The following is a 19,158-nucleotide window of genomic DNA, read 5'->3' as shown; positions in this document are numbered from 1 at the left end:
TCTTTGCGGGCAAGTACAGGGAACGCAGTATGTCCGAACACATTCTCTATTTTGTTCAGCAGTTGCTGAACGGATTGACCATAGGTAGCACCTATGCGTTGATCGCCATCGGCTACACCATGGTCTATGGCATCATCGGCATGATCAACTTCGCCCACGGCGAGGTCTACATGATCGGCTCTTATGTCGCCTTCATGGTCATGGCCGCCCTCATGATGATGGGCATAGACGCCACGACCGTCCTGCTGGGCGCCGCCTTCCTCATCAGTATCATAGTGACCGGCACCTATGGCTGGACCATAGAGCGGGTCGCCTACCGCCCCTTGCGCGGCGGCAACCGTCTCATCCCCCTGATCTCCGCCATCGGCATGTCGATCTTCCTGCAGAACATGATGCGCATGGCGCAGGGTTCGCGGGACATCGCCATGCCGACCCTGATCAGCGGTGGCTGGACCCTGGGTGGCGAGGATGGCTTCCAGGCCAGCCTCTCCTACATGCAGCTGGTCATCTTCGTGGTCACCTTCATCACCATGCTGGCGCTGACCCAGTTCATCAATCGCTCCCGCATGGGGCGCGCCTGCCGCGCCTGTTCGGAAGACATCAAGATGGCAAACCTGCTGGGGATAGACACCCATGTGGTCATCTCCATCACCTTCGTGCTGGGGGCCACCCTGGCCGCCGTCGCCGGGGTGCTGCTCGGCATGTATTACGGCGTCATCAACCCCTATCTGGGCTTCATGGCCGGGCTGAAGGCGTTTACCGCGGCTGTCTTGGGCGGCATCGGTAGCATTCCGGGTGCCGTGCTCGGCGGCCTGCTGCTCGGCGTGGTGGAGGCGCTCACCGCCGGCTACCTCAGCACCGAGTACAAGGATGTGATGGCCTTCGCCCTGCTCATCTTCGTGCTGCTGTTCATGCCGACCGGTATCCTGGGTCGCCCGGAGGTCGAGAAGGTATGAAAAACCAATCTATGCATGCTCTTGCGCCGCTGTTTATGCCCACTTGCAGCATCCTCGGTCGTCCGGAAGTGGAGAAGGTATGATGAAACGCCAATTTATTCATGCCTGCATCGCCAGCCTGGTGCTGATGGTGCTCTCCTTCTGGCTGCTGGGCTTCAAGCTCGAGACCGAAGGCACCCGCTTGCTGGTGGTGAGCCGCCTCGATGTGTCCCTCGCCTGGCTGCTGGGGGGCGCCGCCCTGGTGTTCTGCTTCCAGCTGCTGCGCAGCCAGATCCTGGGGCTGTTCAAGGGCTCCACCAGCGGCGTTGCCAAGCTGGTGCTGCCAAGCCCGGAACAGGCGCCTCGCCTCTACAACAGCGCAGCCCTGATCGTGCTGCTGCTGGCGGTCAGCTGGCCCTTCGTCGCCTCCCGGGGCGCGGTGGACCTCGCCACCCTCACCCTGATCTACATCATGCTGGGACTGGGGCTGAACGTGGTGGTCGGCCTCGCCGGCCTGCTGGATCTCGGCTATGTCGGCTTCTACGCGGTCGGCGCCTACAGCTATGCCCTGCTCAACACCTATTTCGGCCTGAGCTTCTGGGAGTGTCTGCCCATCGCCGGTGGCATGGCTGCCCTGTTCGGCTTCCTGCTCGGCTTCCCCGTGCTGCGGCTGCGGGGGGACTATCTGGCCATCGTCACCCTGGGCTTTGGCGAGATCATCCGCATCCTGCTCAACAATCTCACCTCTCTCACCGGCGGCCCGAACGGCATCTCCGGCATTCCCAAACCCACCCTGGGGGGGCTGGAGTTCAATCGTACCGTCAAGGATGACGGTTTTGGCACCTTCCACGACTTCTTCGGCATCGCCTACAACGCCAACCACAAGGTGATCTTCCTCTATCTGATGGCACTGGTGCTGGTGATTGCGACCCTGTTCGTCATCAATCGCCTGCTGCGCATGCCGCTCGGCCGCGCCTGGGAAGCGCTGCGGGAAGACGAAATCGCCTGCAAGTCGCTCGGGCTCAACCCCACCATCATCAAGCTGACCGCCTTCACCATAGGCGCCTGCTTCGCGGGCTTTGCCGGCAGCTTCTTCGCCTCGCGCCAGGGCTTCATCAGTCCGGAATCCTTCGTCTTCATCGAGTCCGCCATCGTGCTCGCCATCGTGGTGCTGGGGGGCATGGGCTCCCAGATCGGGGTGGTGCTGGCCGCCATCGTGATGACGGTGCTGCCTGAGCTGGCCCGTGAATTCAACGAGTACCGCATGCTGATGTTCGGCCTCTTGATGGTGTTCATGATGATCTGGCGTCCCCAGGGACTGCTGCCGATGACCAGACCACACTTGGAGCTGCAAAAATGAATCAGACGTTGTTAGAAGTCTCTGATCTGTCGATGCGTTTCGGCGGCTTGCTCGCGGTCAACGGCGTCAAGCTGGATGTGAACAAGGGAGAGGTGATCTCCATCATAGGGCCCAATGGGGCGGGCAAGACCACCATCTTCAACTGCCTGACCGGCTTCTATCGCCCGAGTGGCGGCACCATCCGCTATCGCGGCGAGGAGATCCAGGGGCTGCCCGGCCACCTCATCGCCCGCAAAGGGGTGGTGCGCACCTTCCAGCACGTGCGGCTGTTCAAGGAGATGACGGCGGTGGAAAACCTGCTGGTAGCCCAGCACAGGCACCTCAACACCGGCTTCTTCGCCGGCCTGTTCAAGACACCGGCCTTCCGCCGTGCCGAGCAGGAGGGGCTGGATCAGGCGGCATACTGGCTGGAGAAGGTGGGCCTCAAGGATCTGGCCAACCGCCCCGCCGGCAACCTGGCCTACGGTCAGCAGCGTCGCCTCGAGATCGCTCGCTGCATGGCCACCAAGCCGGAGCTGCTGATGCTGGATGAACCCGCCGCCGGTCTCAACCCCAACGAGACCGACGATCTCAACGCCCTCATCGTCGGGTTGCGGGACGAATTCGGGGTCTCGGTGCTGCTCATCGAGCACGATATGAAGCTGGTCATGGATATCTCGGACCGCATCTTCGTGGTCAACCAGGGCACGCCGCTGGCCAACGGCAAGCCGGATGAGATCCGTAACAACCCGGCCGTGATCAAGGCCTATCTGGGCGAATCGTAGGACCCAAGGAGTCAGGATGTTAGAACTTCGCAACGTATCGACCCACTACGGCAAGATCCAGGCGCTGCATGACGTCAGCGTCGAGGTAAAAGAGGGGGAAATCGTCACCCTGATCGGCGCCAATGGCGCCGGCAAGACCACACTGCTGATGACCCTGTGCGGCGAGCCCAAACCCAGCAGCGGCAGCATCTGGTTCGAGGGAGAGCAGATAGACTCCCTCAGCACGGCCCGCATCATGCGCAAGGACATCGCCGTGGTGCCGGAGGGGCGCCGCATCTTCGCCCGTCTGACGGTAGAGGAGAACCTGAGGATGGGGGCCTTCTTCGTCGACAAGGCCGAGCAGCACGGTCTGCTGGATCAGGTGTTCACCCTGTTCCCCCGCCTGCACGAGCGGCTGGAGCAGCGGGCAGGCACCATGTCCGGCGGCGAGCAGCAGATGCTGGCCATCGGTCGCGCCCTGATGAGCAAGCCGCGCCTGCTGCTGCTCGATGAGCCCTCCCTGGGGCTGGCCCCCATCATCATCCAGCAGATCTTCGACACCATAGAGCAGTTGCGCCAGAAGGGGATGACCATCTTCCTGGTGGAGCAGAACGCCAACCAGGCCCTCAAGCTGGCGGACAGGGGCTATGTGCTGGAGAACGGCCACGTGGTGCTGCAAGACTCGGGGGCGGCCCTGCTGGCCAACCCCGCCGTGCGCCAGGCCTATCTGGGTGGCTGACAAGGTGCGCCAGGCCAGGAGCTGTCTCCTGCTGGCGCCATCACCGCCGGGGGGCGTCACATCGACCCGGAGCAGCAAACCATGAGCAGGGCCGGGACCACGACGGATCACCACCAGTTCTGGCGTGATCCGGCCCTGCCCTTCATCGAGGCGCGCGCCGTGCAGGATGGCCGCCGCGTCTGCTACGACAAGCACAGTCACCCCCACTTCTCCATCGGCGCCATCACCGGCGGCCACAGCCAGTATCTCAACCAGCGCAGCAGGCAGGAGGTCGGCGGCGGCAGCCTGGTGCTGATGAACCCGGAAGAGGTTCACGCCTGCAACCCCATCGCGGATCAGCCCTGGTCCTATCTGATGTTCTACCTCGACCTGGACTGGCTGGGTTGCCAGCAGCAAGAGGCCGGCCTTGGCACCGAATTTCGCCCCTTCGACATGACCGCCAGCCGGGATCCCCTGCTGTATATCGCCTTGCAGCGCCTCTATCGCACCCTGCAAGACGAGGGGCAAGACCTCCTCGCCAAGGAGGTCGCCTGCCACCAGTTCAGCCACCAGCTACTGGCCAGGCTAACCCCCGCCAACTGGGGCCAGCACCCTCCCCCACACCTGAAACGCGCCGCCGATCTTATCAAGGATGAATGCGCCTCCCCCCTCACCCTGGAGCGACTGAGCGCCGTGGCCGGGCTGACCCCTTCCCACTTCGTGCGCGCCTTCAGCCGTCATTACGGCATGACCCCCCACGCCTACCTGCTCAACCGACGCATCGGCCATGCCCGTGGCCTGCTGGCGCGCGGCCAGCCCCTGGCAGAGGTGGCGTTGGCGACGGGCTTCTCGGATCAGGCCCACTTCCAGCGCCAGTTCAAGCGGCTGGTCGCCGCCACCCCGGGACAGTATCGTGCCCTGCGCCTCCCTCAGGACGAGCGCACCAGATAGGCGGCACTGAGCAACAGCAGAAGCGCCATCACCCGGTTGAACCAGCGCAGCCGACGCGCACAGAGCAGGGCCTGCTGCAGGAAACTACCGGCATAGGCCCAGCAGGCGATGGAACCCAGGCAGATCACCAGATAGAGACAGGTGAACAGGACCACCTGCCCAGCGCCGCCCGCCACCCCGTATGCTCCCATCCCCATGCTGGCCGCCAGCCAGGCCTTGGGATTGAGCCACTGCATCAGGGCCCCGTACCAGAAGGCAGGGGGCGCGCCTCTCTCAGCCTCGATTTCCCCCTTGTCCCGTATCAGCAGCCAGGCCATGTAGCAGAGAAACAGGATGCCGCCCCAGTGGATGGCGCCCAGTGCCATGGGCCACTGCGACAGGGCGCCCCCCAGACCCAGCCCCATCAACAGCAGCAACAGGATGAAGCCCAGGGTGGCCCCTACCACATGGCGCAGACTGGCCCGAAAACCATACTGCGCCCCGGCGCTGAGGGCGACCAGATTGACCGGGCCGGGGGAGATGGACATGGCCAGGGCAAAGCCGGCCATGGATAACAACAGACTCAGTTCCATGGGTGACACTCGTTGCGACAATCGAGGTACCACCCTAACCGCCAGCCTGACCGCGATATTGAAGAAAATTGCGATCTCTTCCCATCGGGCCATGAACACATTGCGGGCTTAGCGCAACCGCACGCTTGCGGTAAACTGGCCGTCAATCAACCTATTCACAGGACATGCCCATGGACCAGTTTGCCCATATCAGCGCCCATGATGCCCACCAGAAGCTCCTCGCCGGCGAGGCTCGCCTGGTGGATATTCGCGACCCTCAATCCTTCGAGGCCGCTCACCCGGTCGGCGCCTTCCACCTCACCAATGGCACCCTGGTGCGCTTCATGGACGAGGTGGACTTCGACACCCCCGTCATCGTGATCTGCTACCACGGCAACAGCAGCCAGGGAGCGGCCCAGTATCTGCTGCAACAGGGCTATGACGAGGTTTACAGCCTGGATGGCGGCTTCGAAGCCTGGCGCAAGGAGTTCCCCATCCAGGCGGGGGAGGAATGAGCGGCGCCGATGGCGACACTCCCGCCGGCATGATCCAGCTGCTGGTGCTGGGGGATGCCCGCATGGCCCAGGCCCTGGTGGACTATCTCACCACCCTGGGCATTGCCTGCGAGCTGACCCAGTCCGAGCTCGGCGTCAGCGTCTGGCTTGCGGACGAGCAGCGCCTGGCCCAGGCCCAGCTGGAGGTGAAACGCTTCCTGAGCGAACCCAATCACCCCCGCTACCTGGAGGCTTCCTGGCAGTCGGGCCGGGCCGACGCCCGCATCGACTACAGCAAGGGGATGGCGGATCCCGTCACCGACTTCCTGCACCATGCCGGGCCCCTGACCCTGCTGGTCATCGTCGCCTGCCTCGCCATCTACGCCCTGCAAGCCATAGGGCTGCCCCTCTTCGATCTGCTGGCGTTCCACCCGACCCTGGCCCAGTTCGGCGACTGGCAGGCCTGGCGCTACGTCACCCCGGCCTTCATCCACTTCTCCGTGCTGCACCTGGTGTTCAACCTGCTGTGGTGGTGGTATCTCGGCGGCCAGATAGAGCAGCGCCTGGGCAGCGGCAAGCTGCTGATCCTGCTGCTGGTCGGTGCCGCCCTGCCCAACATCGCCGAGTTCCTGGTGAGCGGCCCGCGCTTTGGCGGCCTCTCCGGGGTGGTCTATGCCCTGCTCGGCTACTGCTGGGTGCGAGGCAGATTGCAGCCAGCGTCCGGCTTCACCCTGCCCCCGGCCCTGATGGGCTTCATGCTGTTCTGGCTGGCGCTGGGGTTCTTCGATCTGCTGGGGACCAGCGTGGCCAACATGGCCCACCTGATGGGTTTGCTGGTCGGTCTGCTGCAAGGCTGGCTTGACCGCCACCACAAGCCTGTTTGAGGTGCTGTTGCAAGGCTGGCTGGACAGGCACCACAGGCCAGCCTGAGCCGATTTGCCATAAAAAAACGCCGCCCCTTGGGGCGGCGTTTTTTATTGGTCGGCCGGCTTACTGCTTGAGCAGGCTGGCGTCGCTCACCTTGACCGCAGTGCCGCCACTCATGAAGAAGCTGGCGAACTGGGTCTGCATTTCGGTGGTGACCTTGCCTGTCGGATCGAAGTTCTCGTCCGGTGCCAGCAGCGAGCTGTGACCACCAGCCACGAAGCGGGTAGCGTGGTGGTTGGCCGCGCCGGTCGCGCTCAAGGCTTGCAGGCCCATCAGGCTGAACAGCGGCTCTGTGCCACCCAGCGGCGCGGTGGCGATGCTGTTCGGGATCACCTGATCCGGCAGACTGGTGGCGCCGTCGCCGACGATTTCGGTGGCAAACAGCGGGAAGTCCGCCGCTATGCCGCGACCCAGGTTGATCGGATCAGCCGAGTCCAGCACCGACTGGGCTGCGAAGCTGTAGCTCTGCAGGGTACCGGCCGCGGTGGCCTGGGTTGCGGCGTCCTGGCTCGGCAGGAACTCGTTGACGAAGCAGGTCGGCACCGCCGTCTTGCAGTTAGGCGCATAGGCGGTGAAGGCCGCCTTCAGGGCCGCACTGCCAGCGGTCAGCACGCTCATCTGGATGGTCGGGCCGAAGGTCGGCGAGTTCAGCAGCAGCGGCGCTATGCCGCCACCCGGCATGGCCAGACCGCCGGTGTCGAACTTGAACAGGGCATCGGCCTGGGGATTGCCAACGGACTGGTTAGCCACCGCCAGCAGGTTGGCCCCCGCGATGGCACCCAGGGAGTGACCCAGGAAGTGCACCTTGAGGCTGCCTGCGGTGCCGATGGCCCCCTTGGCATTGGCCAGTCCCACCGCCAGACGCAGGCCCAGCAGATCCGCCACGCTCTGTTTCAGGTTGTCGCGGGCCACCGTCAGGTAGCTCAGGTTCAGGTAGGGGGTCGGGTTCTCATCCGTGGTCACCGAGTCCATGCTGCCGGTCAGGGCGAAGCCGCGCTCACCGTGCAGCGGATGATCGATCACCACCACGGCCACGTTCTTCATGGCCTGCAGGCCAGCGCCAATCTGGCTCAGGGCGATGGCGTAGGCGTTCTCCTTCACCGAGGTGACGCCGTGCTGATAGATGATCACGTCGGTGATGGCTGTCAGCGGCGCGGCGGCGAAGATCCGCATCGGCACGGACTGCACCTCTTCCAGCGCCGGCAGCGGGTTGAAGCGGCCTATGTTCATCTCGGGATCCAGTGGCTGACCGCCGGAGGTGAGGGTCACCCCGATCAGCTTGCTCGCCTCCGCCAGCAGCTCGGCCTGACGGCTCGGGTCGGCGATGAGCTCGCCCAGCAGGGCCGGATCCACACCGGCGCCCACCAGGCCGCCGATCACCTCGGCATCCTGTGCCTTCAGCGCATTGGCGATGGCATAGAGGCTGGGGATGGCGCCGTGCCAGGACTGGGTCCTGGCCTTGTCCCAGGAGCCGGCGGTGGCCGGAGAGGAGAGGAAGTAGGGCAGCTTGACGGTGCCGCTATAAACCTTGGCAGCCTGCGCCAGGCCGTTGAGCGGGGTGCCTGGGCCAAAGGCGGCGGCAATGGCATCCTTCTGCTCCTGAGGCAGGAACTGCTCGGCTTCCAGCTGGGTCAGGAAGGCGGCGTTTGCCGTCACCCCCAGGGTGTATGTGCCGGGCAGGCTGGTGTTGCCCAGGGCATCCTGCTTCCACAGGGCGGCAGCGTCCAGGGTCGGGCTCTTGAGCACGGAAGCGGCCGCCCCCTTCACCGCCACCAGCACGTCGGCGCCGGACTGGGTACCGAACCAGTCGGAGAAGATGACGCGGTCGCTGCTCACCCCGGTCGCGGCCTTGAACAGGCCCTCCTGCAGGGTGATCAGGCCATGGATGGTCTGCTCTTGGGTGTTGCTGCCGGCGTTGCCCTTGAAGTTGCTGTAATCGCTGCCGGCCTGCAACGCCTTGCCGTCGCTGTCTTTAAGGCTGTCGGTGGCGACGATCATGTAGTAGGAGGAGGGGTTGAGCGGCTTGAGCGGCACCAGGTTGAGCTTGCCCCCCGCATTGGCGACCACATAGTCGCTGCCGTAGGCCAGCACCTTCTTCACGCCGCTCGGGCGCAGGGCTTCGCTGTCGAATGTCAGCTCAAGCAGATAGAGGGGAGCCACGGAGGCACCGAACTCGGCGGCGGCGGGAGCCGGAACCTGGGTGCCCGAGCCGGTGACCGGCACTATCTGGATGGCCTGGGTGGTGGACCAGCCATCCAGGGTGGACAGGGCGGAGACGGGGTTGGAGAGATCGCTGGTCTCGGTGGAGAACTTGAGGGTGCCATCGCTGGCCCGCGCCGCCAGGGCACTGGGACGAACGGCATTGGAACCCGAGATCAGATAGTCCAGATAGCTGGAGGTGTCGTCATCCTTGCTGTCACTGCCACCGCAACCCGACAGCAGAGCGCTGAGCACGGCTGCGTAAACTAGCTTCTTTTTCATATCCATGTCTCTTTATTAGTTGTTATCCATATGAGTCGACGCTTCATCGTCGCCACCAGCATATTAACAGGCAGGCAACAATTATCACTCATCTGGTCGGTCATCTGATCTGCTTTTTTTGTGTACAAGGTCAAGGAATTGCATTCTGGTAAGACTCGATAGATTACCATTTGCCGGCGGTGAACCAGACCCGACCAGACCTCAGCCACGGGAGAGGTCGCAAAAATCGCCCCCCGGCATCGGCAACGAGGGCAAATAGTCGGTAGAATGGCGGCCATCAGATGAGGAGAAGCCGTGATGATCGACCCGAAGAAACTGGAAGATATTGCCAAACAGGTGCACAACGCCCTGCCCCCCGGCATTCGCACCATGGGTGAAGAGGTGGAGAAGAAGATCCGCCAGGTGCTGCAGGCCCAGCTCGGCAAGCTGGATCTGGTCAGTCGCGAGGAGTTCGACGTGCAGACCAAGGTGCTGCTGCGCACCCGGGAGAAGCTGACCGCACTGGAAGCCAAGCTGGAGCAACTCGAGCAGCAGCTCGGCCCCAAGGGGGAGTAAATCCGGGACAGCGCCCAGCGCTGCAGATGACAAACCCCAGCCAGGCTGGGGTTTGTCGTTTCTGCGACCTAGGGGAGGGCTGATGCCCCCGGGCGATCAGATGAACTCGTAGGCGTCGCCGAAGATGCGCTCGGGCTCGGCGCCCAGCAGCTTGAACTCTTCCCGCGCCGCCCCCGCCATCTCGAAGCGGCCCGCCACATAGATGTCGTAGTCATGCAGGCTGACGAAGTCGTCCATGATGGCCTTGTGCACCAGCCCCGTCTTGCCGGTCCAGTCCGCTTCCGGCTCCTGCACCACGGGAATGAAGGTGAGCGGCTCATAACTGGCGGCCCAGCGCTCCATCTCGGCCTGCTCGTAGAGCCAGTGCGCCTGACGCACCCCCCAATAGAGGAAGACGGGACGCTTGCTGCCAGTCGCCACCAGATATTCCAGGATGGAGCGGGCATAGGAAAAACCTGTGCCACCCGCCATCAGGATCAGGGGCCGGGGGGAGCTGTCACGCAGAAAGGCCTTGCCCGCCGCCAGCTCCACCTCGATTTCGCCCTGCTCGCGCATCCGCGCCAGCACCTGACCGGCGTAGGCATTCTCCGGCGTGGCGCCGATCTGCAGCTCCAGTACCCCGGATCGGGTCGGTGAGTTGGCGATGGAGAAGGGTCGCTTGTCCGAATCGCTCATCACCACCAGCAGATACTGGCCTGGCTTGAAATTCACCTCTTGCAGCGGCGTCAGGGCCACGTGCCAGATGGTATCGACATATTCACGCAGTTCCTCTACGCGGCACTTGATACGTTGCATTCTTGTCCTTGCGACGGGCCAACCGGCCCGCTCCGTTCAGTGATTCAGACCCGGGACCCTGGGGTCGCGGCGTCGAGAATATTCAATTCAGCCCAGATGGCGTCAATCTTCTGCTTGACCGCCTCGTCCTGGACTATGGGTTGGCCCCACTCACGGTTGCTCTCCCCCGGCCACTTGTTGGTGGCATCCATCCCCATCTTGGAGCCCAGCCCCGACACAGGCGAGGCGAAGTCGAGATAGTCGATGGGGGTGTGTTCGATCAGGGTGGTATCCCGCGCGGGATCCATGCGGGTTGTGATGGCCCAGATCACATCCTGCCAGTTACGGGCATCGATGTCATCGTCGCAGACGATCACGAACTTGGTGTACATGAACTGGCGCAGGAAGGACCAGACCCCCAGCATCACCCGCTTGGCGTGCCCAGGATAGCGCTTCTTGATGGTCACCACCGCCATCCGGTAGGAGCAACCCTCCGGCGGCAGATAGAAGTCCACTATCTCCGGGAACTGCTTTTGCAGTATGGGGACGAATACCTCGTTGAGCGCCACGCCCAGCACGGCCGGCTCATCGGGCGGGCGGCCCGTGTAGGTACTGTGGTAGATGGCATCGCGACGCATGCTGATATGGGTGATGGTGAACACCGGGAACTCGTCCACCTCGTTGTAGTAGCCGGTGTGGTCGCCATAGGGCCCTTCCGGCGCCATCTCACCCGGCTCAAGGTACCCTTCCAGCACGATCTCGGCGCTGGCGGGCACCTCGAGATCGCAGCTCAGGGCCTTGGCTACTTCGGTGCGGCTGCCCCGCAGCAGGCCGGCGAAGGCATACTCGGAGAGCGAGTCAGGCACCGGGGTCACGGCGCCGAGTATGGTCGCCGGATCGGCGCCGAGCGCCACCGCCACGGGGAAACGCTCACCCGGGTGGGCCTCCTGCCACTCGCGAAAATCGATGGCCCCGCCCCTGTGATCCAGCCAGCGCATGATCAGCTTGTTCCTGCCGATCTTCTGCTGACGGTAGATGCCGAGGTTCTGGCGCTTCTTGTAGGGACCACGGGTGATGGTCAGACCCCAGGTCACCAGGGGGGCCACGTCGCCGGGCCAGCAGTGCTGGATCGGCAGTTGGTCGAGATCCACCTCCTCCCCGCTCATCACCACCTGCTGGCAAGGGGGCGACGAGACCCGCTTGGTCGGCATGTTGAGCACCTGTTTGAAGATGGGCAGCTTCTCCATCAGCTCCTTGAGACCCCGAGGGGGCTCGGGCTCCTTGAGGTAGGAGAGCCAGGTGCCGACCTGGCGCAGGGCGCCTACATCCTGCTGACCCATGCCCATGGCGACCCGATCCGGGGTGCCGAACAGGTTGGTCAGCACGGGCATGGCGTAACCCTTGGGATTCTCGAACAGCAGAGCCGGACCACCGGCACGCAGGGTGCGATCGCTGATCTCCGTCATCTCCAGATAGGGGTCTATCTCCTGGCTGATGCGCTTGAGTTGTCCTTGCCGTTCGAGCTGCGCGATAAAATCACGCAAGTCCTTGTATTTCATGCGGGTACCGACTGTGTTCAGGAGGTGGGGCATTATAACCCCGGTACGGCACCGGTTGTACCCGAATCGGGTGCCAGCAACAGGGAGATGTTCGGTCGCCGCTCCATCCGCGTCATCTCGTCGGCCAGACGCACCAGCAGCCTGGGCTCATCCACCTCGAGCAGCAGGCTGGCGACCAGGCTGCCGTACTGGCTGTTGCCCAGCTCGGCCAGCAGGAAGTCCTGGGCCTTGACGGGCAGGGGGGAGAGCTGGCTCAAGGCCTTGAGGGCCGGCCGTTTCAGCTTGGGGTTCTTGGTCGCACCGATAAGCAGGTCGCTTGCCGCCTCCCCCTTCAGCAGGGAAGGCAGCGCCTTGAGCGCCCTCAGGCTGTCATCGTCCACCGGTTGACGCCACAGCATGCGATACAGCGCCGGCTCCCCGGTGCGCAGCAGCAGCTGGGTCAGCAGGCGGTTGTCCGGCAGGAAGATGTTCAGCTGACCCAGCACTCGCGCCTGCTGGTGCAGCAGGCTGGTGGGCAGCTGGGTCAATGCCTGCAGCAAGGCCTGCTGCTGCTGGGGCAAGTCCGGGTTGCGACTGTTATAGACCTGCTTCCAGTCGAAATGGCCCTGGCTCAGCTCACGGCGATACTGGGCCTGCCAGTTCTGCTGTTGCCAGTGGGTCAGCAACATTCGCGCCTCGGCCGGAAAGTCATAGGCGGGCAACTGCATCAGGAAGCCATCCACCTCCCCTTCGACCAGCCACTGGGGTGCCTTGCCAGACTGGGCCTGCACCCAGGATTGCAGTGCCGCCGTCGCCGGAATGTGGCGCAGATCCCCCATCAGCTGATAGATAAGATACTCCCGCTGCCCCACGCTCAGGGAAGCGAGCAGGGTATCCACGGCATCGAACCGACCCGCCTTGAGCTGCTCGAGCAGAAAATGCCTGCTCTCCCCCACCCCCTCGTCGGCCACCAGGGCGCTCTTGATGGGCGGCGCCTTGGCAGGGGGAACGGCCAGGGCGGCCTCCCCTGCCAGCAGGCCGGCCAGCAGTAACCACATCACTCCTCTCATGACGTCTCCATCCATGTGACATCGAAGCCTCATACTAAGGCAAATTCTCAAGCAAAAACCGCGATCCCGTACAGATTGCGGCATCTTCTGGCCAAGATCGCCACCAGGCAGGCCAGTCGGCGGACATATCCGGCTCCCATTCTGGGCACAGTGGCGCCGATAAACAAAAACCGCGACCAGGGGCCGCGGTTTATACATGACTCGAACAGCGCTTATTTCTGCTGACGACGCATGGAGTCGAAGAACTCGTCGTTGGTCTTGGTGGCTGCCAGCTTGTCGATGAGGAACTCGATGCTGTCGATCTCGCCCATGGGGTGAATGATCTTGCGCAGGATCCACATCTTCTGCAGCTCGTCCGGTGCGGTCAGCAGCTCTTCCTTGCGGGTGCCGGAGCGGGTGATGTCGATGGCCGGATAGACGCGTTTCTCGGCAATCTTGCGCGAGAGGTGCAGTTCCATGTTGCCGGTACCCTTGAACTCTTCGTAGATGACTTCATCCATCTTGGAGCCGGTGTCGACCAGCGCGGTCGCAATGATGGTCAGGCTGCCGCCTTCCTCGACGTTACGGGCCGCGCCGAAGAAGCGCTTGGGCCTGTGCAGGGCGTTGGCATCCACACCGCCGGTCAGCACCTTGCCGGATGAAGGGATGACGGTGTTGTAGGCGCGCGCCAGACGGGTGATGGAGTCCAGCAGGATCACCACGTCCTTCTTGTGCTCGACCAGGCGCTTGGCCTTCTCGATCACCATCTCGGCGACCTGGACGTGACGGGAGGCAGGCTCGTCGAAGGTGGAGGCGATCACCTCTCCCCTCACCATGCGCTGCATCTCGGTCACTTCTTCCGGGCGCTCGTCGATCAGCAGGACGATCAGTTCACAATCCGGATGGTTGTAGGCGATGCTCTGGGCGATGTTCTGCAGCAGCATGGTCTTACCGGCCTTGGGCGGTGCCACGATCAGGCCACGCTGACCCTTGCCGATGGGGGACGCCAGATCCAGCACACGTGCCGTGATGTCTTCGGTCGAACCGTTGCCGCGCTCCATGCGCAGACGCTCGTTGGCGTGCAGAGGGGTCAGGTTTTCGAACAGGATCTTGTTGCGGGAGTTTTCCGGACGGTCGTAGTTGACGTCGTTGACCTTGAGCAGGGCAAAGTAGCGTTCACCCTCTTTTGGCGGCCGGATCTTGCCGGAGATGGTATCGCCGGTACGCAGGTTGAAACGGCGGATCTGGCTGGGGGAGACATAGATGTCATCCGGGCCGGCCAGGTAGGAACCGTCTGCACTGCGCAGGAAGCCGAAGCCATCGGTCAGGATTTCCAGCACACCGTCGCCAAAGATATCCTCGCCACCCTTGGCGTGCGCCTTGAGGATCGCGAAAATAATGTCTTTCTTGTGGGCCCGAGCCAGATTTTCCAACCCCATGGTTTCGCCGAGCTTGACCAGCTCAGACACAGGAGTGTTCTTTAATTCAGTCAGATTCATAGTGGTGAAAGTCTGTAAGCAAGGATTGAATGGGGACGAGACAGTCTGCTGGATTGATGCCGAGTAGGATTGAATTTGCCAGGCTGTTGTGAAGCAAGGAGTCAGGCAAAAAGGTTAGCAAACGAGCGATAAACTAGCACCAATCGGGATGAGCGTCTAGGTGATAAAACACAAGGAGCGCATTATTGCAATGCGCTCCTTACTTGATAATTACAGGTTGCCGTCCAGAAACTCTTTGAGCTGAGTCTTGGACAGGGCGCCGACCTTGGTGGCTGCCACTTCGCCGTTCTTGAACAGCAGCAGGGTCGGAATACCACGGATGCCGTACTTGGGGGCGGTCTCGGCATTGTGGTCGATGTTCAGTTTGGCCACGGTTACGCGACCTTCATATTCTTGAGAGATTTCATCCAGGATCGGGGCAATCATCTTGCAGGGACCGCACCATTCTGCCCAAAAATCGACCAGAACGGGGCCACTTGCTTTAATCACATCGGTCTCGAAGCTGACATCGCTCAGCTGAACAATCTTGTCACTCATATCCAACTCCAGTCAGTCAATAAGCCCTTAATTGAGACGTCAACAAAGGCAATAGTTGCCCTATTTGAAATGATCCTGTTTATTATTGCAAGCCTAACCTGATAACCTACCGCCATGAGCAAAACACACTTAACGACCGATAAATTCGCCCAAATGGGCCTCGAACCCGAAGTTCTGGCTGGTCTGGAAGCAAAGGGATTTCACTATTGCACGCCCATCCAGGCACTGTCTCTGCCCCTGCTGGTTGAAGGTCACGACCTCGCCGGACAGGCCCAGACGGGTACCGGCAAGACCATTGCCTTTCTGGCCGCGACATTCAACTATCTGCTGACCCACCCCCTGACCAAGCCGCGCCTGGTCAACCAGCCCCGCGCCATCATCATGGCACCGACCCGGGAACTGGCGGTCCAGATCTACAACGACGCCGACACCATGTCAGCCTCCACCGGGCTCAAGCTCGGCCTCGCCTATGGTGGCGAAGGGTATGACAAGCAGCTGGCCGTGCTGGAACAGGGTGTCGACATCCTGATCGGCACCACGGGCCGCATCATCGATTATTTCAAGTCCAACGTCATCGATCTGGGCAACATCCAGGTGGTGGTGCTGGACGAAGCGGATCGCATGTTCGATCTCGGCTTCATCAAGGACATACGTTTCCTGTTCCGCCGCATGCCGGAAGCCACCGAGCGGCTGAACATGCTGTTCTCCGCCACCCTCTCCCTGCGGGTGCAGGAGCTGGCCTACGAGCACATGAACCACCCGGAACATGTACAGGTGGAGCCGGAGCAGATGACGGGCGTGCGCATCAAGGAGGAGCTGTTCTACCCCTCCAACGAAGACAAGATGCTGCTGCTGCTCTCCCTGATGGAAGAGGAGTGGCCGGAGAAAGCCATCGTCTTCGCCAACACCAAGCATGTGTGCGAAGACGTGCAGGCCTGGCTGGAGAATGACGGCCACCGCGCCGGTCTGCTGACCGGTGACGTGCCCCAGAAGAAGCGGATGAAGATCCTGGACGACTTCACCAAGGGCAAGCTAGACATCCTGGTCGCCACCGACGTGGCCGCCCGTGGTCTGCATATCCCGGACGTGACCCACGTCTTCAACTACGACCTGCCCGACGATGCCGAAGACTATGTGCACCGCATCGGTCGTACCGGCCGCGCCGGCAAGAGCGGTCACTCCATCAGCCTGGCCTGTGAAGACTATGCCTTCAACCTGCCGGCCATCGAGGAGTACATCCACCACGCCATCCCGGTCAGCAAGTATGACAGAGATGCCCTGCTCGATGACGTGACTGCGCCCAAGCGCATCCATCGCAACCGTCAGCCGGTGAACCGCAACATGCGGGATCGCCAGGGTGGTGGCAACAGCAACAGCCGTCGTCGTCCGCCCCGCAAGAACTAAATGCACAACTCGCCGCTCTACGCCGCCATCGACCTCGGCTCCAACAGCTTTCACATGCTGGTGGTGCGCGAGGTCGCCGGTGCTCTGCGTACCGTCACCAAGGTCAAGCGCAAGGTCCGCCTCGCCGCCGGTCTGGATCCGGAATTTCGCCTGAGCCAGACCGCCATGGCCCGGGGTTGGGACTGCCTGCGGCTGTTTGCCGAACAGTTGCAGGACATCCCCGCCGACAATATCCGGGTGGTGGGCACCGCCACCCTGCGCCTGGCCACCAACGTCGACGAATTCATCAGCGAAGCGGAACGGGTGCTCAATCACAGCATCGAGATCATCTCGGGCGAGGAAGAGGCCAAGACCATCTACGAGGGGGTCTCCTGGACCTCGGCCGGGGAAGGCAACCGGCTGGTGATCGACATCGGCGGCGCCAGCACCGAGCTGGTGATAGGCGAGCACAGCGAAGCGAAACTGCTCAACAGCCTGCACATGGGCTGCGTCACCTGGCTCAACAACCACTTCGGTGACGGCGAGCTCTCCGAGACCCGTTTCCAGCAGGCCATTGCCGCCGCCAAGGCGGTGCTGGAGAAGGTGGCGGAGGATTATCGCGCCCTCGGCTGGCGTACCTGTGTCGGCGCCTCCGGCACCGTCCAGGCGCTACAGGAGATCATGCTGGCGCAAGGGAAGAGCGAGCGGGTCACCCTGCCCAAATTGCAGGAGCTGATGGGTCAGGCCATCGCCTGTGGCAGGCTGGATCGGCTGCAACTGGAGGGACTGGCGGCCGAGCGGCTCACCGTGTTCCCCTCCGGCCTCGCCATCCTGATCGCCATCTTCGAGACACTGGGGGTCGAGAGCATGACCCTGGCGGGTGGCGCCCTGCGGGAAGGGCTGATCTACGGCCTGCTCGGCAACAATCACGACTGCGATGCCCGGGACAGAACCGCCGACAGCCTGATCAACCGCTACCAGCTGGATAAAGAGCATGCAGAGCGGGTGCGCGACACCGCCATCCAGGCCTTCAACCAGCTGCAACCGGCCTGGCGTCTCTCCAAGCGCTACGGCCGCCCCATACTGCGCTATGCGGCCCTGCTGCACGAGATAGGGCTGTGCATCGAGTACAAGAAGGCGCCGCAACACGCCGCCTACATCATAGACAACATCGACATGCCGGGTTTCACCCCGGCGCAGAAGAAGCTGTTGTCCGCCCTGCTGTTCAACCAGCGGGATGAATTCAAGCTGGAGCCGCTGGAGCGGCAAGGCGCCGTCACCGGTCGCCAGGCGATCCGGCTGGCCCGCATCCTGCGCATCTCCCTGATCCTCTGCATGCGCCGCACCCAGGGCACAGTGCCCGGCTTCACCCTGCAGGCGGACGAGGATGCCCTCACCCTCACCCTGCCCAGGGGGTGGATGGAAGAACACTATCTGCGGGCCAGCGAGCTGCGCCTCGAGGTGGAGCGCCAGCAGAAGATGGGCTGGCCCACCCGGCTGCTGGAAGCCTGAACCCGACCCCCTCGAGCAAGCAGACCATGACGGATTACCAACCCATCAACTGTGACCTCTACGACTGGCTCGAGATCGCCGCCCGCTGGCAGCCGACGGTCACCCTCACCAACCGGGATGGGCGGGCGTGGGCGGACAGGATCCGCACCATAGAGGCCAGAGACGGTGTCGAGTATCTGCTGCTGGAAAGCGGCGAGCGCCTCAGCCTCGCCGATCTGGCGACCCTGGATCTCGTCTGGCAGGGGGAAGCGAGGCAGATACGCTTCCCCGCCGTCCCCTGACCCCCACGACTAAGGAGGGCCAACATGATGTTGGCCCTCCTTTTTTGTATGCCGTCGGCACCCGCCGTACTCAGCTCCCCGCCAGGGCCGCCATCACATAGACGTCGAAGCGGTTGTTCTTGGTCTCGATGGCCATGCTGGGTTTGTGCTCGTTGAGCCAGCCCGCGTAGGCAGGCCGCTTCACCACCACCCGCCGTTGCGCCATCTCGAGCGCCGCAGGCAACAGGGTATCCGCGTCGAGATCCGGCCCCACCAGGGACTGGAACACCCTCATCTCTTTTTTCACCAGCGCCGACTTCTGCTTGTGGGGGAACATGGGATCCAGGTACACCACCTCGGGCCGCTCGGCCAGGGCCAGCAGCTGCTCGGTGGCAGGCCCCTGGATCAGCTGCATCCGCTCCCTCACCCAGGGGCCTATGTCGGGATCCTGGGCCGCGCGCGCCAGGCCATCCGCCAGCAGGGCCGCCACCACGGGGCTGCGCTCGATCAGGGTCACCTTGCAGCCCAGCGACGCCAGCACAAAGGCGTCTCGCCCCAGCCCGGCGGTGGCATCCACCACGGTCGGATTGGCCCCGGCCTTGAGGCCGACTGCCTTGGCGATGGATTGGCCCCGGCCGCCACCGAACTTGCGTCTGTGGGCCACGGCTCCTTCCACGAAATCGACATAGACGGCCCCCAGCTTGGCCTCATCCAGCTTGCGCAGCTCCAGCCGCGACTCGGTCAGCACCAGGGCAAAGGGGGAGGGAAACGCCACGTCGGCGAGGCGCTGGCGCAGGGCATCGAGCTCGCCATCGCGGGCGGGGGCTTCACAGGACACCTGAATAGGAAACATGGATGGACTCACGGCAACGAACAGGGCGGCCATGATAA

General features: G+C 63.1%; 19 protein-coding genes. 11 read left to right on the top strand and 8 right to left on the bottom strand.

Going from position 1 to position 19,158, the window contains the following annotated elements:
• Positions 1 to 29: 29 nt before the first annotated feature.
• From livH to ACEUCR_RS15795, 5 genes are all read left to right on the top strand, one after another.
• Complete coding sequence (gene livH / locus ACEUCR_RS15815) at positions 30 to 956, top strand: high-affinity branched-chain amino acid ABC transporter permease LivH (RefSeq protein ID WP_042000253.1); 927 nt, start codon at positions 30 to 32, stop codon at positions 954 to 956.
• 82 nt (positions 957 to 1,038) lie between these two features.
• The gene (locus ACEUCR_RS15810) at positions 1,039 to 2,295 is read left to right on the top strand and encodes a high-affinity branched-chain amino acid ABC transporter permease LivM (RefSeq protein ID WP_162625876.1); all 1,257 of its coding nucleotides are present in this window, start codon (positions 1,039 to 1,041) and stop codon (positions 2,293 to 2,295) included.
• Positions 2,292 to 3,059 (top strand): high-affinity branched-chain amino acid ABC transporter ATP-binding protein LivG, encoded by a 768-nt coding sequence (gene livG, locus ACEUCR_RS15805; RefSeq protein ID WP_111874416.1) that lies wholly within the window; start codon positions 2,292 to 2,294, stop codon positions 3,057 to 3,059. The genes ACEUCR_RS15810 and livG overlap by 4 nt, the downstream gene beginning before the upstream one ends.
• Before the next feature lie 16 nt (positions 3,060 to 3,075).
• Positions 3,076 to 3,777, top strand: coding sequence for an ABC transporter ATP-binding protein (locus ACEUCR_RS15800; RefSeq protein ID WP_392443770.1), 702 nt, complete (start codon positions 3,076 to 3,078; stop codon positions 3,775 to 3,777).
• An 81-nt stretch (positions 3,778 to 3,858) separates the two neighbouring features.
• Positions 3,859 to 4,707, top strand: a complete 849-nt coding sequence (locus ACEUCR_RS15795; RefSeq protein WP_408791354.1) for a helix-turn-helix transcriptional regulator — start codon at positions 3,859 to 3,861, stop codon at positions 4,705 to 4,707.
• On the opposite strand, the gene ACEUCR_RS15790 is transcribed toward ACEUCR_RS15795, so the two are convergent.
• Positions 4,686 to 5,279: a LysE family translocator gene (locus ACEUCR_RS15790; protein WP_174217931.1), complete on the bottom strand. Its 594-nt coding sequence runs from the start codon at positions 5,277 to 5,279 to the stop codon at positions 4,686 to 4,688. The genes ACEUCR_RS15795 and ACEUCR_RS15790 overlap by 22 nt on opposite strands.
• A gap of 170 nt (positions 5,280 to 5,449) precedes the next feature.
• On the opposite strand from ACEUCR_RS15790, the gene glpE reads away from it, so the two are divergent.
• Together glpE and glpG are read left to right on the top strand one after the other, a co-directional pair.
• Entirely contained in the window at positions 5,450 to 5,773 is a 324-nt protein-coding gene (gene glpE, locus ACEUCR_RS15785) for a thiosulfate sulfurtransferase GlpE (protein WP_042000270.1), read from the top strand.
• A 29-nt stretch (positions 5,774 to 5,802) separates the two neighbouring features.
• A complete protein-coding gene (gene glpG / locus ACEUCR_RS15780; RefSeq protein ID WP_042000464.1) occupies positions 5,803 to 6,636 on the top strand; it encodes a rhomboid family intramembrane serine protease GlpG in 834 nt (277 codons plus the stop codon).
• A 106-nt stretch (positions 6,637 to 6,742) separates the two neighbouring features.
• Here the strand turns inward: glpG and ACEUCR_RS15775 are convergent, their stop codons facing one another.
• A complete protein-coding gene (locus ACEUCR_RS15775) occupies positions 6,743 to 9,160 on the bottom strand; it encodes a VolA/Pla-1 family phospholipase (protein WP_408791352.1) in 2,418 nt (805 codons plus the stop codon).
• Between the two features lie 297 nt (positions 9,161 to 9,457).
• Between ACEUCR_RS15775 and ubiK the strand changes: the two genes are divergently transcribed.
• Positions 9,458 to 9,715 carry a ubiquinone biosynthesis accessory factor UbiK gene (gene ubiK / locus ACEUCR_RS15770; protein WP_042000276.1) on the top strand — a complete coding sequence of 86 codons (258 nt, stop codon included), beginning with the start codon at positions 9,458 to 9,460 and terminating at the stop codon, positions 9,713 to 9,715.
• Between the two features lie 96 nt (positions 9,716 to 9,811).
• Here the strand turns inward: ubiK and fre are convergent, their stop codons facing one another.
• The 5 genes from fre to trxA all read right to left on the bottom strand — a co-directional run bounded on the left by fre (position 9,812) and on the right by trxA (position 15,112).
• Positions 9,812 to 10,510 (bottom strand): NAD(P)H-flavin reductase, encoded by a 699-nt coding sequence (fre, locus tag ACEUCR_RS15765; protein WP_042000279.1) that lies wholly within the window; start codon positions 10,508 to 10,510, stop codon positions 9,812 to 9,814.
• A gap of 44 nt (positions 10,511 to 10,554) precedes the next feature.
• Positions 10,555 to 12,048, bottom strand: coding sequence for a 4-hydroxy-3-polyprenylbenzoate decarboxylase (ubiD, locus tag ACEUCR_RS15760; protein WP_408791398.1), 1,494 nt, complete (start codon positions 12,046 to 12,048; stop codon positions 10,555 to 10,557).
• Between the two features lie 32 nt (positions 12,049 to 12,080).
• Positions 12,081 to 13,097 carry a hypothetical protein gene (locus ACEUCR_RS15755; RefSeq protein ID WP_392443762.1) on the bottom strand — a complete coding sequence of 339 codons (1,017 nt, stop codon included), beginning with the start codon at positions 13,095 to 13,097 and terminating at the stop codon, positions 12,081 to 12,083.
• Positions 13,098 to 13,309: 212 nt separating this feature from the next.
• Positions 13,310 to 14,575, bottom strand: coding sequence for a transcription termination factor Rho (gene rho, locus ACEUCR_RS15750; RefSeq protein WP_042000284.1), 1,266 nt, complete (start codon positions 14,573 to 14,575; stop codon positions 13,310 to 13,312).
• A gap of 210 nt (positions 14,576 to 14,785) precedes the next feature.
• Positions 14,786 to 15,112: a thioredoxin TrxA gene (gene trxA / locus ACEUCR_RS15745; protein WP_042000287.1), complete on the bottom strand. Its 327-nt coding sequence runs from the start codon at positions 15,110 to 15,112 to the stop codon at positions 14,786 to 14,788.
• A 114-nt stretch (positions 15,113 to 15,226) separates the two neighbouring features.
• Between trxA and rhlB the strand changes: the two genes are divergently transcribed.
• Genes rhlB through ACEUCR_RS15730 form a run of 3 tightly spaced genes read left to right on the top strand, consistent with a single transcriptional unit; the run spans position 15,227 to position 18,288 of the window.
• On the top strand, positions 15,227 to 16,516 hold the full coding sequence (gene rhlB, locus ACEUCR_RS15740) for an ATP-dependent RNA helicase RhlB (RefSeq protein ID WP_042000290.1): 1,290 nt from the start codon (positions 15,227 to 15,229) through the stop codon (positions 16,514 to 16,516).
• Complete coding sequence (gppA, locus tag ACEUCR_RS15735; protein ID WP_042000293.1) at positions 16,517 to 18,007, top strand: guanosine-5'-triphosphate,3'-diphosphate diphosphatase; 1,491 nt, start codon at positions 16,517 to 16,519, stop codon at positions 18,005 to 18,007.
• A gap of 26 nt (positions 18,008 to 18,033) precedes the next feature.
• Positions 18,034 to 18,288, top strand: coding sequence for a Rho-binding antiterminator (locus ACEUCR_RS15730; RefSeq protein WP_408791350.1), 255 nt, complete (start codon positions 18,034 to 18,036; stop codon positions 18,286 to 18,288).
• Between the two features lie 70 nt (positions 18,289 to 18,358).
• Here ACEUCR_RS15730 and ACEUCR_RS15725 read toward each other — a convergent pair whose 3' ends face one another.
• A complete protein-coding gene (locus ACEUCR_RS15725; RefSeq protein ID WP_408791349.1) occupies positions 18,359 to 19,120 on the bottom strand; it encodes a class I SAM-dependent methyltransferase in 762 nt (253 codons plus the stop codon).
• Positions 19,121 to 19,158: the final 38 nt, after the last annotated feature.

It is taken from the genome of Aeromonas bivalvium (assembly GCF_046078285.1).
GTDB lineage: Bacteria > Pseudomonadota > Gammaproteobacteria > Enterobacterales > Aeromonadaceae > Aeromonas > Aeromonas bivalvium.
The sequence above is the reverse complement of the archived record's forward strand: the minus strand, read 5'-3'. Positions and strand labels throughout refer to the sequence as shown.

Excerpts from the sequence above, each read along its gene's own strand:
- ACEUCR_RS15810 (WP_162625876.1), top strand. The coding sequence starts at position 1,039 with ATGAAACGCCAATTTATTCATGCCTGCATCGCCAGCCTGGTGCTGATG.
- ACEUCR_RS15775 (WP_408791352.1), bottom strand. The coding sequence starts at position 9,160 with ATGAAAAAGAAGCTAGTTTACGCAGCCGTGCTCAGCGCTCTGCTGTCG.
- livH (WP_042000253.1), top strand. The coding sequence starts at position 30 with ATGTCCGAACACATTCTCTATTTTGTTCAGCAGTTGCTGAACGGATTG.
- ACEUCR_RS15730 (WP_408791350.1), top strand. The coding sequence starts at position 18,034 with ATGACGGATTACCAACCCATCAACTGTGACCTCTACGACTGGCTCGAG.
- glpE (WP_042000270.1), top strand. The coding sequence starts at position 5,450 with ATGGACCAGTTTGCCCATATCAGCGCCCATGATGCCCACCAGAAGCTC.
- gppA (WP_042000293.1), top strand. The coding sequence starts at position 16,517 with ATGCACAACTCGCCGCTCTACGCCGCCATCGACCTCGGCTCCAACAGC.
- trxA (WP_042000287.1), bottom strand. The coding sequence starts at position 15,112 with ATGAGTGACAAGATTGTTCAGCTGAGCGATGTCAGCTTCGAGACCGAT.
- ACEUCR_RS15755 (WP_392443762.1), bottom strand. The coding sequence starts at position 13,097 with ATGAGAGGAGTGATGTGGTTACTGCTGGCCGGCCTGCTGGCAGGGGAG.
- ACEUCR_RS15800 (WP_392443770.1), top strand. The coding sequence starts at position 3,076 with ATGTTAGAACTTCGCAACGTATCGACCCACTACGGCAAGATCCAGGCG.
- ubiD (WP_408791398.1), bottom strand. The coding sequence starts at position 12,048 with ATGAAATACAAGGACTTGCGTGATTTTATCGCGCAGCTCGAACGGCAA.
- ACEUCR_RS15790 (WP_174217931.1), bottom strand. The coding sequence starts at position 5,279 with ATGGAACTGAGTCTGTTGTTATCCATGGCCGGCTTTGCCCTGGCCATG.
- fre (WP_042000279.1), bottom strand. The coding sequence starts at position 10,510 with ATGCAACGTATCAAGTGCCGCGTAGAGGAACTGCGTGAATATGTCGAT.
- ACEUCR_RS15795 (WP_408791354.1), top strand. The coding sequence starts at position 3,859 with ATGAGCAGGGCCGGGACCACGACGGATCACCACCAGTTCTGGCGTGAT.
- rho (WP_042000284.1), bottom strand. The coding sequence starts at position 14,575 with ATGAATCTGACTGAATTAAAGAACACTCCTGTGTCTGAGCTGGTCAAG.
- rhlB (WP_042000290.1), top strand. The coding sequence starts at position 15,227 with ATGAGCAAAACACACTTAACGACCGATAAATTCGCCCAAATGGGCCTC.
- glpG (WP_042000464.1), top strand. The coding sequence starts at position 5,803 with ATGATCCAGCTGCTGGTGCTGGGGGATGCCCGCATGGCCCAGGCCCTG.
- ACEUCR_RS15725 (WP_408791349.1), bottom strand. The coding sequence starts at position 19,120 with ATGTTTCCTATTCAGGTGTCCTGTGAAGCCCCCGCCCGCGATGGCGAG.
- livG (WP_111874416.1), top strand. The coding sequence starts at position 2,292 with ATGAATCAGACGTTGTTAGAAGTCTCTGATCTGTCGATGCGTTTCGGC.
- ubiK (WP_042000276.1), top strand. The coding sequence starts at position 9,458 with ATGATCGACCCGAAGAAACTGGAAGATATTGCCAAACAGGTGCACAAC.